The 15,389-nt window shown below is 52.2% G+C and carries 15 protein-coding genes and 1 pseudogene; 8 read left to right on the forward strand and 8 right to left on the reverse strand.

Features of this window, described 5'->3' with window-relative positions; translation table 11 throughout:
* Positions 1-88: 88 nt before the first annotated feature.
* The 6 genes from ACLRDN_RS25205 (at position 89) to ACLRDN_RS25230 (ending at position 5,437) form a co-directional block, all read left to right on the forward strand.
* Positions 89-571 carry a GNAT family N-acetyltransferase gene (locus ACLRDN_RS25205; protein ID WP_241813806.1) on the forward strand — a complete coding sequence of 161 codons (483 nt, stop codon included), beginning with the start codon at positions 89-91 and terminating at the stop codon, positions 569-571.
* Positions 572-679: 108 nt separating this feature from the next.
* Positions 680-1,000, forward strand: a complete 321-nt coding sequence (locus ACLRDN_RS25210; protein WP_413460609.1) for a GNAT family N-acetyltransferase — start codon at positions 680-682, stop codon at positions 998-1,000.
* Between the two features lie 159 nt (positions 1,001-1,159).
* Complete coding sequence (locus ACLRDN_RS25215; RefSeq protein ID WP_413460610.1) at positions 1,160-1,768, forward strand: phosphoheptose isomerase; 609 nt, start codon at positions 1,160-1,162, stop codon at positions 1,766-1,768.
* A 110-nt stretch (positions 1,769-1,878) separates the two neighbouring features.
* A complete protein-coding gene (locus tag ACLRDN_RS25220) occupies positions 1,879-2,388 on the forward strand; it encodes a DUF6328 family protein (protein WP_241813804.1) in 510 nt (169 codons plus the stop codon).
* A gap of 126 nt (positions 2,389-2,514) precedes the next feature.
* Positions 2,515-2,805: a zinc ribbon domain-containing protein gene (locus ACLRDN_RS25225; RefSeq protein ID WP_413460838.1), complete on the forward strand. Its 291-nt coding sequence runs from the start codon at positions 2,515-2,517 to the stop codon at positions 2,803-2,805.
* 61 nt (positions 2,806-2,866) lie between these two features.
* Positions 2,867-5,437, forward strand: coding sequence for a heavy metal translocating P-type ATPase (locus ACLRDN_RS25230; protein ID WP_241813803.1), 2,571 nt, complete (start codon positions 2,867-2,869; stop codon positions 5,435-5,437).
* Here ACLRDN_RS25230 and ACLRDN_RS25235 read toward each other — a convergent pair.
* Positions 5,422-6,110: pseudogene (locus tag ACLRDN_RS25235) on the reverse strand (transposase); the annotation flags it as partial. The gene ACLRDN_RS25230 and the pseudogene ACLRDN_RS25235 sit on opposite strands and share 16 nt — an antisense overlap.
* A 256-nt stretch (positions 6,111-6,366) precedes the next feature.
* On the reverse strand, positions 6,367-6,603 hold the full coding sequence (locus tag ACLRDN_RS25240; protein WP_413460611.1) for a hypothetical protein: 237 nt from the start codon (positions 6,601-6,603) through the stop codon (positions 6,367-6,369).
* Between the two features lie 621 nt (positions 6,604-7,224).
* On the opposite strand from ACLRDN_RS25240, the gene ACLRDN_RS25245 reads away from it, so the two are divergent.
* On the forward strand, positions 7,225-7,605 hold the full coding sequence (locus ACLRDN_RS25245) for a helix-turn-helix domain-containing protein (RefSeq protein WP_134221041.1): 381 nt from the start codon (positions 7,225-7,227) through the stop codon (positions 7,603-7,605).
* Positions 7,606-7,718: 113 nt separating this feature from the next.
* On the opposite strand, the gene ACLRDN_RS25250 is transcribed toward ACLRDN_RS25245, so the two are convergent.
* Complete coding sequence (locus tag ACLRDN_RS25250; RefSeq protein ID WP_413460612.1) at positions 7,719-8,135, reverse strand: hypothetical protein; 417 nt, start codon at positions 8,133-8,135, stop codon at positions 7,719-7,721.
* Positions 8,136-8,276: 141 nt separating this feature from the next.
* Here ACLRDN_RS25250 and ACLRDN_RS25255 point away from each other — a divergent pair, with 141 nt between their 5' ends.
* Complete coding sequence (locus ACLRDN_RS25255; RefSeq protein WP_413460613.1) at positions 8,277-8,918, forward strand: hypothetical protein; 642 nt, start codon at positions 8,277-8,279, stop codon at positions 8,916-8,918.
* 43 nt (positions 8,919-8,961) lie between these two features.
* On the opposite strand, the gene ACLRDN_RS25260 is transcribed toward ACLRDN_RS25255, so the two are convergent.
* The 5 genes from ACLRDN_RS25260 to ACLRDN_RS25280 all read right to left on the reverse strand — a co-directional run bounded on the left by ACLRDN_RS25260 (position 8,962) and on the right by ACLRDN_RS25280 (position 15,312).
* Positions 8,962-10,602 (reverse strand): conjugal transfer protein TraN, encoded by a 1,641-nt coding sequence (locus ACLRDN_RS25260; protein WP_413460614.1) that lies wholly within the window; start codon positions 10,600-10,602, stop codon positions 8,962-8,964.
* Entirely contained in the window at positions 10,599-11,726 is a 1,128-nt protein-coding gene (locus ACLRDN_RS25265) for a hypothetical protein (RefSeq protein ID WP_413460615.1), read from the reverse strand. The genes ACLRDN_RS25260 and ACLRDN_RS25265 overlap by 4 nt, the downstream gene beginning before the upstream one ends.
* A gap of 290 nt (positions 11,727-12,016) precedes the next feature.
* Positions 12,017-13,636: a conjugal transfer protein TraN gene (locus tag ACLRDN_RS25270; protein ID WP_413460616.1), complete on the reverse strand. Its 1,620-nt coding sequence runs from the start codon at positions 13,634-13,636 to the stop codon at positions 12,017-12,019.
* Between the two features lie 23 nt (positions 13,637-13,659).
* Entirely contained in the window at positions 13,660-14,658 is a 999-nt protein-coding gene (locus ACLRDN_RS25275) for a hypothetical protein (protein ID WP_413460617.1), read from the reverse strand.
* Between the two features lie 261 nt (positions 14,659-14,919).
* The gene (locus tag ACLRDN_RS25280) at positions 14,920-15,312 is read right to left on the reverse strand and encodes a hypothetical protein (RefSeq protein ID WP_413460618.1); all 393 of its coding nucleotides are present in this window, start codon (positions 15,310-15,312) and stop codon (positions 14,920-14,922) included.
* Positions 15,313-15,389 lie beyond the last annotated feature (77 nt).

The following is a 15,389-nucleotide window of genomic DNA, read 5'->3' on the forward strand; positions in this document are numbered from 1 at the left end:
AAGGCATTTAACCGTACCAATGATTTTCACATCTCGACTCGCTCTTCAAGACTTTCAGGATAGAGATCTCAGCGCGATTTTCAGCTTCATGAGCGATCAGCAGGCGATGCAGTTCACGCATAAAGCCCAATCTCCCGAAGCCCTTTTGCGGCGGCTTCGCAGTTTTGAATCACAACGCTCCTCCAATGGCTTCGCGCCTTGGGTGGTTCGTGATCGAAGAGATTTCAAAGTTATCGGCTGGGGAGGCCTTTGTACCGATCCAGACGAACCAGGGTGGGGAATTGAAGTTATTTATGCCTTCTCCCCCGACAAGTGGCGGCGAGGATACGCATCAGAACTGGTGCAGACAGCATCTCAATACGCCTTTCATACGTGTCATATTGGCGAACTTCATGCCTTCGCGATGCCAGCCAATACAGGATCATTACGCGTTTTAGAGAAATGCGGATTTCAAAATATTGGTTATGTTCAGTCGTTGGAGCGAGAGCACCTAGTATTGAAAATGCCAATGGCTAGCACAGCTAATCAGGAACACAAATTAATGAGAATTTCGCTCGAAGATCCTCGGTAAGAGGAGGTCATAAAACTTATTGAGGAACTGGACGCGTATCAGGTCCCGCTTTACCCTGCAGAAAGCCATCACGGCATTGATCTCGACGCTCTTGCGAGCGCCAACGTTTTGTTTGCTGTTGTCCGCGACGACGACGGCCAGGCGGTTGCATGTGGTGCGATCGTTTTACAGCAGCACTACGGCGAATTAAAGCGGTTCTACACCAGCCCTTTGCAGCGTGGGAAGGGAATTGCGAGAACTCTTTTATTGTTCCTCGAACAGGAAGCAAACACCCGCGGCTGTGGAGAATTTGCCTTGGAAACAGGCTATTTGCAGCCAGAGGCAATCAATCTGTATTCCCGCTGCGGCTATGAGCTTTGCGAACCTTTCGGCGAGTACATCGAGGATCCGAATAGCATATTTATGCGTAAAAATGCGAAATCTGCCTGACCAATTTTGTTCATTGCATCGCATTTTCCAGCAATGAATAGCGTTGGTTGAGGATCAATGCGGCCTCTCCTACGCCAAATAAAAAACACCCATGCAAGTGTTCTTTCCTATAACCCTTGGCTTGAAGGGGCCGCTAACTAGCCCCCAATAGAGGCCAGCATGGAGAATTCTCGTATCACTGATCATTTCCTTGCGAGCGCTCGACTCAAGGTCGAGGCTGTTTACTCTCTCGAGGCGCCCATTTCCGACGCGATCAGAGTTATGTCAGCGGCCCTAGCAAAAGGGGCAAAAATTCTGTCATGCGGCAATGGAGGCTCAGCCGCTGATAGCCAGCATTTTTCTGCTGAATTGGTTGGTCGATTCGAGCGTGAGCGAAGCCCACTCCCTGCTGTCGCGCTGACCACGGATACATCGATCCTTACCGCAATCTGCAACGACTACGGAAATCGCGAAATATTCTCTAAGCAGGTGCAAGCGCTCGGTCGTAATGGGGACATCTTGCTTGTCATTTCGACGTCTGGAAATTCCGAGAATATTGTTGCCGCCGTGGAGGAAGCTCATCAACAAGATATGACTATTGTTGCGCTGACTGGGAAAGGTGGTGGTCAGCTTGCTGCGAAGCTCGGCCCCTTAGACGTCCAAATCTGTGTTCCGCGTAGCCGAACTGCCTACATCCAAGAGGTGCATCTAACGACGCTCCATTGCCTATGTGACGGCATAGATTCGATGCTGTTTGGCTCTGAGTCTGATCATGACCACGACAGCTAAAAGATTACAAATTCGTAATAAATACGCAATCTTTTCTTTCGTATTGCCCCCGTAAAATCAAAATCGTTGTCCCACCAGCGTGGGAATCTAATCCCGGGTGACACAGAAAAATGACTTCACTCCATTCTGACGGCGATCAATCCGATCTCGAAGGAGACGGGGATCTTTCTGATCTTCTTAACGAGCTACGTGTTCTGTTGCCAGGCGCGCAGCTCCTGACAGCGTTCCTCATTACGCTTCCGTTTAATAGCGGATTCGCGCAAATCGTCGAATCGGAAAAATGGATTTTTCTGGCCACATTTTGTTGTTCATTGATTAGTCTGGTTCTCTTCGCTGCTCCAGCAGTGCAGCACAGGATATTGCGGCCTCTCCGCGATCGCTCACAGTTCAAGACGCTAGCCTCACGTCAGATGCTATGTGGTGCAGTTTCTCTCTCCCTGGCACTTGTTTTGGCAAGCAACCTTGTAGTTTCACAAGTATTTGGTCATGTGCGCGGCGTCTGGTTCGCAATAGCGACCGGAATGTTGATCTTCGCTCTTTGGTGGCTGATGCCATTCAAATTCCTTCGCCGGCTATCAGGTGCACGACCACTGGTAATACGCGATCAATCTGAAATCTAACCCTGTGCAATCCGGTCTGACGCTTTGGAGCGCACTTCGAGACCCTCCTACCCCTCCCGCGGAGATGGAAGGAGCTAAATCTGATCTATTTTCAATGGAGTCCACGTGAGTTTTCTTCGCAAAATAATGGCACGTCACCACAGCGATAAGCGCCAGCATGGTGGTGGTCATAACAGCGGTTCAGGCCACCACGGTGACCGTGGTCACGGCAAGCACAGCCCCCCACCTACAGGACGTAGCAGAGGGGCTAATTCAATCGGAACCAGTTGCCCGAGATGTTTCACCGTCAGCAACGCCGGCGCCAGATTCTGTCATGAATGCGGTGGTGGTCTGACGGCCATAGCCTGCACCCAATGTGGGAGCGGAATGCCTTCCGGAACCAGATTCTGCGGTCAATGTGGAACGTCTGCTTCGTGACCTTTGAAATCACCACTCCGATGTTGAAGACTTAGTTTTAAATCCATCTTCAAGAAAAATCATGACAACTAAACTACGCCTCGATATTCCCGTCTTGCTTCCAAATGTTCACGATGGGAATGATGCGTGCGTTCGACGGCTGATTGACGAGATCAGCGCAAAGGCGGGCGTAGTGAACGTTCATGTTCGCCCCACTGAAGGACAAGGGGCATCACAGCTCTGTATTCACTATGATACGGAGCAACTTTCCTTCGGCCGCATTCGCGAAATAGTCGACGCAGCTGGCGCAAAGATCACGGAGCGATATGCTCATGTGATCTGGAAGATCAGCGGCATCAACCATCAACGTAGATCCCGCACGGTTGAAAATCACCTGCGAGCGCTTCCTGGGGTACTAGCCGCAGATATTGGCGCTGGTAGCAGTGTGCATGTGGATTTTGATCGTCAGCAGTGTGACGTATCTAGGCTCGCAGCTACGCTGCGAGGTTTGGGCGTGCAAATTCTTGACAACGTTGAACACGGAGCCAGCACACTTTCGCCTGCCGAACATGCACATGACCACCAACATACGCATGACAAAGATAGCGGTGCCCACAAACATTCACATGCACATGGCCAAAGTCACGCGGATCATGGTGGCAAAGATGAAGCCCATTCGCACGAGCACGGAGGCATGTTTGGCGCCAACACAGAACTGATCTTTTCTCTACTATGCGGTGCGCTTTTAGGTACTGGCTGGCTCATCGAAAAGTTTGTCGCCGGTATGCCGGCTTGGCTTCCTATGGCCTGCTTTGTCGCTGCATATTTCTTCGGCGGCTTCTATACCATCAGGGAAGCCATCGATAACATTCGCCTCAAACGCTTTGAGATCGATACGCTGATGCTGGTGGCAGCAGCAGGTGCTGCTGCCCTGGGATCCTGGGCGGAAGGTGCTCTGCTGCTTTTCCTATTTAGCCTGGGACACGCTCTCGAACATTACGCCATGGGTCGGGCTAAGCGCGCGATTGAAGCGCTGGCAAAGCTGGCGCCTGAAGTTGCCTCGGTGCGCAGGGACGGCAAGGTCGTAGAGATCAAGGTCGAAGAATTGCGTCTCGGAGATGTCGTTATCGTACGCCCCAATGAACGCCTTCCTGCAGACGGTTTCATTGTTCTTGGAAACTCTGCGATCAATCAAGCTCCGGTTACAGGGGAGAGCATCCCCGTTGACAAGCGTCCGGTCGACGACGTCAGCATCGCACGCGCTCGTCCCGATGGCGTCGATAGCGAATCAAAGGCCTTTGCAGGGGCAATCAATGGATCTGGTGCCATCGAGATTGAAGTAACGCGCCGTTCCACTGAGTCTGCCCTTGCCAGGGTAGTCAAGATGGTCAGTGAAGCGGAAACCCGTAAATCCGCCACTCAGCGTTTCACCGATAAGTTCGAACGCATCTTCGTGCCGGCAGTTCTTGCCTTGGCGTTTCTCCTTTTATTCGCATGGGTCATCGTTGATGAGCCGTTCCGGGATAGCTTCTACCGTGCAATGGCAGTTCTCGTCGCGGCAAGTCCCTGCGCTCTTGCTATCGCCACTCCTAGTGCCGTTTTATCTGGTATTGCTCGTGCAGCGCGGAGCGGCGTGCTCATCAAAGGCGGCGCCCCGCTGGAGGAATTGGGCTCCCTTAACGCAATCGCGTTCGATAAAACGGGGACGTTGACCGAAGGTCGGCCTCGCATCACAGACGTCGTACCCGCCGAAGGCGTTTCAGTGGAAGAGCTACTTAATGTTGCCTTGGCAGTAGAAGCCCACAGTGACCATCCCCTTGCTGCGGCTATTACGCGAGACGCCAAAAAGCACTTAGGATCCTCCGAGAATCCCCCCTTGGCCCAGGACATCAAGAGCTTGACCGGTCGAGGAGTCATCGCAGCCATCGCCGGTGAAACGGTATGGATTGGCAAGCTGGAGATGTTCGGCAGCGACGGTGTTCCACCTCTCGACGCCGGTACAAAGGCCGCTGTCGAGCAATTGCGAGAAAAGGGCCGTACTACGATGGTAGTCCGTCATGGTCAACGTGACCTCGGGACCATTGGACTGATGGATACGCCACGAGCTGGCGCTCGGGAAGCGTTGCAAGAGCTACGTGGGATTGGCATCACGCGCATGATCATGATTTCCGGTGACCATCAGAAGGTCGCTGACGCCGTGGCTGGCGAGGTTGGCCTCGATGAAGCCTGGGGAAATTTGATGCCGGAGGACAAAGTGGATGCCATCCGCAAGCTCCGCCAATCCACCAAAGTTGCCATGGTCGGTGACGGAGTCAATGATGCGCCAGCAATGGCCAATTCCACGGTTGGAATCGCTATGGGTGCCGCCGGCTCGGATGTGGCTCTGGAAACAGCGGATGTAGCCCTGATGGCAGATGATCTGAAGAATCTCCCATTCGCCGTCGATTTGAGTCGCCATACCCGCAGCGTCATACGACAAAACGTCTTCATCAGTCTGGGTGTAGTCGCTTTCTTAGTGCCTGCAACTATCTTCGGCTTAAGTATTGGTGTTGCCGTAGCAATGCATGAAGGATCTACGTTGATTGTTGTGTTCAATGCACTACGACTACTCGCATACTCAAAACCAAATTCCAACCAACAACGCACCGAATGATTGGCCCGAACTAGAGCAAGTTCAAAAGCCATGCTCCTCATCATCTGGTCGTGAACAAAGTCATAGCTCCAGACCGAATTGGGCTTGGTTGCTCCAGGTAGCCGAATGTCGTTGCCGCATCGACGCCTGCGAGGCCGCTTTCGGGGGATGCCTAGTTTGAGCGCGCTCCAGAGTCGCCGCACTCGGGACTCGCCCAAGGCCAGCCAGGCAGACATACGCCGATAGCCGAATCGAGGAACCTCTTGCGACGCCGCGATGAGTTGCTGCGTCAGGCTCCGATCCTTTTCAGGTTGTAGCAACTGATAACCTGCTACTCGCCGGCTCAGCTCCAGATAACGACATGCCTTGCGTTGCGACAGCCCCCGACGAGTAAGGACTTCCAGCGCTTCGCGCCGGCCCGCGGAGGTCATCATTTTTTTCGGCTTAACTCCTTCAAGCCATCAATCACCAGCAACTGTTCCGCCACCATGCGTTTGAGCTTGTCATTCTCGGATTCAAGATCTCTGAGCCGCCGCGCGTCCGAGACATCCATACCGCCAAACTTGTTTCTCCAGCGGTAAAAGGTCTGCTCAGTAATGTTGTGGCGCTTGCACAGATCTACCGTCGCAATCTCCTTGCTCTCTGCTTCTCGCAAGATGCTGATGATCTGTTCGTCCGTAAATCGCTTCTTCATTGAGTTCTCCTTGGCGTTAGCATAAAGAACTCACTTAGCCGGTGGCTACAAAATTCGTCTCAGGTCAATGCAAGTAACAGTTCCTTGTCGTCTGTGGGAAGTTTCAACCAAAAAGCTCCCTCGTTTCTGGAATGTGGGTACCAGGCCGAAATTATCTCGTCCACCTGATAGTCCTTCTCGGCCCATATTGAAATCTTCTGCATTCTCTAGATATCCCGGGCATGTTCCCTCGAAAATCGGAGACGTTCTTTAAGCGTTACTTTTGTGGGCCGGCACCTCTGCTGTCACATCGATGCGAAGTAGTATGGAGTCGTTTTTTTCTCAGTTTTTCTTCTGCAATCAACGCCCTTTGCTTATAGCTCGCGGCATCCTTGAGTAGCTCCGAAATTTGCATCCAATAGTCACGCCCAAGGTCTCCTTCTTGCAAGGCAAGTTTGTGCAGCGTACGCAGCGCGGTGGACAAATCAACGTCCGTGAATCGATCTAATTTCATCTTAATACCCATTAAGCTCTGGATACATAATCATTGGGGTCTTGCAAATTTCGCGTCAATTGCAAAAGCAAGGTGCTTTGAAAATTGTGGCTGCGCGCTATGAGCTGGTTGCGGCTGATTACTGTCGTCAAAGAAGACTCTTAGTTTAATGCCAGTTCTTGGGCATGGATAAGAACCAATACCGGTCACTACTGAGATGGATAAACGGTCTTTTAAATAGGACAAGACATATACATTGCAGGTGTCATCGCGCTCGTCCCGTACGTGTGTGAGTAGTTCATCAATGTCCGAGAACAATCGCAGATGCGTTTGCGGAATAGGAGAATCAATTTTTGGCGACACCAAGAAACATGGTTGGCTGACATCCAGCAAAGCGGAATTCCAAGGTATCGCAGGCGCGATCAACGTGCGTGGCACACCTTGGACCTGCCAAGAGGGAAATGTAATGAACATAGTTGGCGAGAAACCGCCCTAGCGTCGTCGCCTGGGCGGCCTTTCTGTTGCGTAAGAAACGCACGGATACTAGATGAAGTTGATTCAGCAAGTCAATAATATTGATTTGATGAGCCCTGTTCTGCGGGTGGGAATGAGGAGACCATGTGCAAGCCACTGAGCTTGCACATGAAAAAGACCGAAGATCAAAAACTGCCTGTTTCTGCGGCCAAATCCCTTGGTCGGAACATTGCCGCACTTCGAAAGGCACGTTCTCTCACGCAGCACCAACTAGCTGCCGCGCTATGTGTTGAAATCGAAACCATTTCGCGATACGAGAATGGGCGGCTGAATACCTCGCTCGATCAAATTGATAATTTCGCGGCATTTTTTAATGTTCCCGTATGGACGCTTTTTGCGCCGACGGATCTGCAATCCGCCTTCCCTGATCCGATTTTGCTAACAAAGATGCGCTCTCTTTCCCCTAAGCATCGAGCGACGCTCCATGACCTTATTCAGGTGTATTGCAATGCACATCACTCTGCTTTGAAAGCAGGCTCTTCTAGGTAGGTCACCACACATCTTCCATGATACGTGGCCCCGGGTTAGATAAGTTCAACAAGCCGGGCACCGCTGAAATCACTCCCTTACAGATGGGCTGATAAACGCAGCAGTTCACCTTTTTATGGGCGTACGCCTCCCATAGCGCTCTTGGAAGCGAAGACGTTACGTCCTTCCTTCAAGGCGTCTATCAAGTTCATTTTTCTTGATTTTACGGTTGACAACATGAGGACGTACTCGCTTGAGTCATGTAGGAGGGCGAATATCTTGTTCCGCTTACCTTCAACCATGTCACACACGAGAACGCTGTGGGCTGCAACACTATGGAAATGCGAGACCTGTCCATTGAAGCGACAGATATTGCTCAGGCCCTGGGCTATGTCGGCCAATTCGATATCCTGGACCAACTCCCATTCGTTGCGAGCCAGTGGATCAAAGCATTGACCGGTAAAGGTGCTGATTGGTGCAATTAAGCGCCTCGGCCCGAAAAAATACAGCAGGGCGCGGGCAAGCAGCTCATGTAATTTATCGACAAGCATGGCGATACTCCAGAATAGTTTAGATATTCGGTAATGCCGCACATTCATGTCTAAGATCCTCTGCGAATCATATGCATCGGCATGTCATACTATCGCTTGCGCAACATCTCCTTGGGCTTAACAACCCACTTAGGAGCTCATATGAACAATCCCATCACCCAACCCAACGAAACCCTCATCAACCACTTCAAAGGTACAGTTGACCTCCATCGCGTGGCGTCCAGTATCCAGAAGCTATTCAACGCAGCCAGCCAGCACACCGGCAGGGACTGCTACACGATCGCCGACCTCGGCCGGAAGCTGCTGCAGCGCGAAGGCATCCTTTCTGCCCGACTTGTCGTCGGGTTTGCCGCATGGCGGGTGGGCGACGGTGACGCTGACGTGATTTCGCACATCCTGATGCCAGGGCAACGAATCCAACCAGCCAGTTTCCCTTACCACGCCTGGGTCGAGGTCACCGGCGAGGAGCTGCCTGGCAAAAAGGTACTTATCGACTTTTCCACGTATTCGCTGCCGACCAAGGCGCGAATGCTGGACCAGTTAGACGGCGGAAAAACTGACGTTACTTGGAGCCCAGCCTTCATCGTTGCAACCGAAGACCAGGTTTCGAGCTATGAGGAGACGGCGAGTTTGAACGCGGGTAAGTTCTTCTACGTACGTATCCCTCAGCTTGAGGACTTTATGAAGAAGGACTACACGCCCTGTGAAGCCGATTTCACGATGCTGCAAATGATTTTCGAAAATCCGGATGCTCAGGTCTGTGGCTTAAACCACACTTCCTAAGCTCTGAACGACAATGCCCCCGCATCACGCGGGGGCATTTTTTTTACTTCGAGGTCGGCGTCGAGACTCCGCCACCAGGGTTTGTGGTGACGTTCTTCATCTTTTCAGCAATGGTGGAGCTCAACTTGCCGACGTCTGGCAGCTCGGTGGCGGCCATAATGTCGCCAACGAACTCGCTCATATCGATCTTCGAGAAATCGATCTTCTGAAATTCTGCGGTGGTGAAGCCATCACACTGGGGACTCTCCGCCGATCCCCATCCCTTCCCAATCTGCGGCTTGCCTTGCTCATTGATGATCTTGGCCAGCTTCGAGTTATAGCAACAATAAGCTTGGGTTGTCTCCAGGCATACGCCGAACACTTTGTTACTGCAGTAGTCCCCGACATATTTACAGAGGTTGGCGCCCTTGTGCATACCCAACTGCTGCTCCTCTGGTTCACATGCCATGAGCTCCATAATGACCTGGATGGCGACTGCGGCAGCAAACGAATAGGGATCGAAAGCAAACCCATTGCCCAGGCCATAGATCGTCTGGCCAAAAGCACCGGTTGCTGTCTCTCCGGCCGCTAAAGCGCCGGCACCGAACGAATACGAGATACCGTACATTTCAAACGAGCTACCGAACTTGGACGCCATCTCGATGCCGTCGAAGCCCATAGCTGCCATCCCGGCTTGAAGATACTCGCTGCTCTGATACATGTAGTCGAAGACGTACTTTGACCCCATCTTAACGGCCCCACCAACTGCTTGCATCATCACCGCGTTGTTGGTCTGCCCGCTTGGATCGTCCTTGCAGCAGTTTTTCAGTCCCCCGTAGCCCTTCGCGCACTTCTCCGCTGTGCCCTTGAAAAGATCCATACTGTCGGCACCGTACACGCCGGCTTGCCTTGCCGCCTCCATACCCGCGACGACAGATGCAAAGTCGCTATCGGGCGGGTGACTAGTATCCCAGCAGGTACCGTCTTTACACGCCGTGGAGGCGCTGCAATCATTGATCGTGTGTGTCTCACCTTTTTTCGTCACGCAGCGGTAGGTGATGGCTTTATTTACGCAGCCAATGGGGTCTGTAGCCGTGACGCAAGACTCACTTTCTTTGGTGCAGCCTTCGTCAATATACTTCTGGCAATCCGACTGCCAATTCGGGTTGATGCAGGAGTACTCATCCTGCCATTTCCAGCAGTCTTTCGTAACGGGAAGACCGTTGATTACCCGGGTTTCATTTGCCCCCTCAACACATGTATGAGATGCGAGATAGCAGAGCGGATTCGAAGTATTTGCATCGCACTGGGATGTGTCAATCGTATCCTTCGTGATTGTGTAGGACGTTCCGAGATTGACGGTGTTGGTAGGTGTTGGTTGAGCTGGATCATCACACCGATACGTCCTCTGGGATACTAGACACGTTCCATCCCAAGCGGTCGAAACACATTTGACGGAAGTAACCCAGCAGCTAGAGATCTGCTCCAATGCAGCACAGTAGTTAATAGTCAGTGGGCGCTTGCACTCGTAAGTATCCTGGTAGGTCCAGCATGACAAACCGACAGAGGATAGTGAGACACCCACTCCGCCAAAAATCTTTGTTGGCGACGCGTCTATGCATGCAGTTGAAGCGACGTGGCATTCTGCGGCCCTGGCAACTCCACACGCCAACAAAAGGAAAAATGTAAGAAATAGCGCTCTCATTGGGACCTCGCCTCCAATGCTGCGCAGTTATTGACTGTACCTGTCACAACTGGATTGGTCGCATAGGTTTGGAAACCCGCTGTTACGCTCAACGTCCCAGAGTATTGAGAATACGTGTTGCATTGCGTTTCCATATCACTAATCTGAGTGCACACCACGTAGTTGTAATAAATATCTGCGCTGTAGCTACCAGAACAATATCCCGCACTGCAGCTCGTACTACCTCGAACGTCCGCCCGGCAACTATCCCCCATACCGAAATTTCCAGTACTGAAACTGAAATTAATGGGAAGACCATAATTGTGATAGGTGTAGGGGTCATCCATTGGGAAACTCCCGCCTTTATCGCGGAGAATATGAATATCAATAGAAGGTGTATCTGTAGCTGCGCAGGTATAACTGAAGGTCAGCATATCGCCGCCATAACACGGGTCAGTGCCAAGGTGGTTGGACTGTGCCGTCGACATTACTGTCGTACCGGGCGTGCAAGACAGTTGCGTATTCGGTGACACTGAAGCGCTTCGGGTGCAGGTGTACGTATCCAGCGCATTTTCAGTAACATTGCACTGGAAATTTGCATTTGCAGTTACATCTACAACCCGACCAAGAGTGCATTGGTTTCGATCGGCCAGCAGAAATTCGTTGCAAACGAAAAGTGCTGTCTGGTCGGGGTCTGTGACTTGTTTTACCGTGCACGTGGAGTTAGTACTGCCACTGGCATTATTGATTACGTCACCAATTCCTTTGATGATCGGATCGTTCGCATTGATGGGGTACGTGACTTTCTGTTGCGGGTTCTTGGCGAGGAAATTTACAGCGTCACATTCCTGGTTAGCGATTTGATCCGATCCATGAACCGCCGTCTTGCACGTGTTGATCCGGTTTAGACCAACATCAAACAGAGAAGCTCCACCAAAGCTAGCGGCCTGAGGTGGATTGGTGCTGTAGAACGGAATCTTTTGTGCATTCCCACTATTAACCTGGCCGCTGATGGTGTTCAGCTGACTTTGGCCCAGTGCGACACCGTCGCTGTGTGCATCAGCAAAGGCATTCCCAATGCACGCCATCGCAAGGCCGTTGACCACTAAAAATGAGACTAACTTGACGAACACTCTGCGTGCCATTCTTCACCTTCGAAAGTGATTCGTTCTTTTTACGTCGAAACAATACAATTTGTGTTGATTCTATACATGTCTGACAGTATTACACAATGTTAAAGAGCGCCCCGCTTTGGGGAAAATCGCGGCGTGTGCGTGTTCAGCCACGTTCGTACGCTGCGTCCAGGCCCATCTAGCCGTATCGCAGGCAAAAAAAAACCCGGCGTCAGCCGGGTCAAAAACTTCCAGGGGGGAATTGCTTTGTCGCTACAACACAACGTAGCGGTCGCGGTGGGAAAGGCAGTCGCTTATCTCCTTCACTTTGTGGTGCCTCCAGCGTTGGTACCGGGATTGGCGGTAATGCCAGTCATCTTTTGCGAAATCGTCTTCTGGAGATCCCCGACATTCGGCAGATCTGTTGCGTTCATGATATCCCCGACGAACTCGCTCATATCAATCTTGGAGAAGTCCACACGCTGGAACTCCTCCGGGGTGAAACCAGCGCACTGGGGACTCTCCGCCGTGCCCCAGCCCTTGCCAATCTGCGGCTTCCCTTGTTCGTTGATGATCTTACCCAGTTTCGAGTTATAGCAACAATACGACTCCGTGGTCTCCAAGCAGACGCCCAGGAATTTTGAGCTGCAGTACGACCCAACGAAATGGCACAGGTTAGCGCCCTTGTGCATGCCGAGCTGCTGCTCTTCTGGCTCGCAAGACATCAGCTCCATGATGACTTGAATTGCTACTGCCGCCGCGAACGAATACGGGTCGAAGGCAAACCCGTTGCCGAGACCATAAATCGTCTGACCGAAGGCGCCGGTCGCGGTCTCGCCTGCTGCCAGGGCACCGGCACCGAACGAATACGAAATGCCATACATTTCAAACGAGCTACCGAATTTGGATGCCATCTCGATGCCGTCAAATCCCATCGCAGCCATGCCGGCCTGGATGTATTCGCTGCTTTGATACATGTAGTCGAACACGTACTTGGAGCCCATCTTCACAGCTCCGCCCACTGCCTGCATCATCACCGCATTGTTCGTCTGCCCACTGGGATCCGATTTGCAGCAGTTCTTCAGACCACCGTAGCCCTTGGCGCACTTCTCAGCAGTCCCGGTGAAAAGGTTCATGGAATCTGCCCCGTACACCCCCGCTTGGCGTGCTGCCTCCATGCCGGCGACGACGGCCGCAAAGTCACCATCGTTCGGATGGCTGGTATCCCAACAAACCCCATCCTTACATGAAACAGACGCGCTGCAGTCCTGCACCTGTGTGGTCACACCTTCTTTAACCACGCAGCTATATGTGACCTGACTCATCACGCAACCGATAGGATCGGTTGATTCAATGCAGGTGCTGTCAATGCGAGTGCATCCCTTTGCGTCAAGCGCCTTGCAGTCGTTCTGCGGCGTCGGATTGATACACGAGTACTTGTCTTCGTATTTCCAGCACTCTTTGGTGACCGGCAAACCATTAATGACACGGGTGCCGCCTGGCTCGACACACTTGTGCTCAGCCAGATAGCAGAGCGGATTCTGAGTGTAGGTTTGGCACTGGCTCACATCCAATTCATCGCGAGTTATGGTATAAGAATCATCAAGTCGAACAGTGTTCGCCGGTGTCGGAGTGGCTGGGTCTGAACATCTGTAGGTGAAGTTCTGCCTCATGCATGCACCATCCCAATCGGTTTGGACGCACGCGGTCGAACTCTGCCAGCATCCGCCCATCTTCGACAGCGCCGTGCAGTAATCAACCTGAACCTGTTTGATGCAGGTGTAGTTGCGCTGATAAGTCCAGCAGGATCGTCCAACGTCCGCTAGACACGCCATATAGCCGCCGTACGACTTACACGGCGTCGCATCGACACATACCTGACTATCAAAGTGGCACACAGACGCGTTGGCCACGTTGAGGAATAGGAAGAGGCCGAGCGCCATTACGACTCGTCGCAAGAAGGTCCTTACCATGTCAACGACTCCAGGGCGCCGCAATTGTTGCTATCGAAGCATTGGAAGACCGCCTTCTGGTTCAGCGTAAAAGTATTGACGTTCGGATAGTAGCCCAAGGGTGTGTAGTCACCGCACTGATAGTCGGTGAAGTTCACCCAGCAGTTGCCAGCTGAGTTGCAGTAGAGGCGAGAGTAACTATTGACGTTATATTGAATGCCGACGCTCAGCAAATCGGAAACAGCTGCTGTATTCGTTTGGCTTGATCCGCAGCAGTCGTTATAAGTAACGCTTGCTGTAGATCCATCTCCATTGCAACTTATACTGAAGTTGCAGCATTCTTGGGCATTCGGAGTGCATCTGAAATTCTGATTCGTACAACTCAACTGAGTACCCACCACGTTGCACATGGTTCCAATCTCACAGGACCTATTTTCGTACATCTCAAATTGCTTGTCGCAGCTAAAGTTGGCGTCCGCGTCAACGTCGACAACCCGGCCAATAGCACATTGGAACTCGTTGGGGACGAGGTACTCGTTGCAGACTTCTGTAGAGTGTTCCGCCGGCGTCGTTGTCTGTTTGAGAATGCAACCGGCATCGACCTTACCCGGATCGGCTTTGTTAATCACGTCACCGATGCCGACGATAATCGGGTCATTGGGAGAAACTTCGAATTTCTGGCGGTTCTGAGGATTCTTTGCCAGGAAATTGACTGCATCGCATTCCTGATTAGCTATGGGGTCGGAACCGTGAGTGGCGGTCTTGCAGGTGTTGATGCGGTTGAGACCCAGGTCGAAAAGGCTTGGGCCACCAAAGCCGGCCGACTGAGGCGGGTTCGTATTGTAAAAGGGAACCCCCTGAGCTTTCGACGAGTTGACGTTGCCACTCATCGTGTTGAGCTGGGACTGTCCTAGCGCGATACCGTCAGAATGCGCGTCGGCCCACACTGATGCCGGCGCACACGCGAAAAATGCTGCGCATATCAAGCCCCGAGAAAGCGACAAGAGGTTCATTCAGAGAGTCCTTATTCTTTGTGTGAATGGAATGCGGCGAGCACGCCCGCAGGCGTTCCACATGTTCTCAATACGTGATTCTACACAATATGCAGCAATTGCAATGCAATATGTCGTGCTTCAATACAATTTGTATTGCGTTTATATCATCCCAGGGCAGCTGTAGCCCGGTGCTCATCCGGCGCTAACGGACAGCAGGTTTTCATCCACCAAATAAAAAACCCGGCCTACGATGGCCGGGCTTTGCAATGCAATTTATTCCTACGATTCGCTACGTGCCTTTTCAAGTGCTGCGCAAATCACCTGCGCTGCCAGGATCGACCCTGCGACGGCAACGAGATCCTGCCGCCCTGCACGCACGCCATAGACAGCGGTGCCGGTAGTCAAATAGCCGTCGTAAGCACCGGCTTTCGGGGCACCGTCGACATATGCATCTGCTTGCGGGAGAATGGGCAATTGCAACCGAAGCCATTCTTCAGGCTGGCCAATGCAGTTGGCGGTGATACCGTAGCCAGTACCGTTACCGAACAGAGCCTTCGCCGCATCATCCGCTGCCTTGAAGCTCTTGTACGGATGCGCCTTACGCAAGTTGGCAGAAATGAGCCCGTCAGGTGTCGCAACGAAACCGCGGGCGACGTTAATATAGAACAACATGTTTTCTCCTTTCGTGAGGTTGGTATGCGAAAAGAGATGACCTTCATGCTTCACTACGATGAAGGTGCGAAGCACTT

This window comes from Herbaspirillum huttiense (assembly GCF_047300815.1).
GTDB lineage: Bacteria > Pseudomonadota > Gammaproteobacteria > Burkholderiales > Burkholderiaceae_D > Herbaspirillum > Herbaspirillum huttiense_A.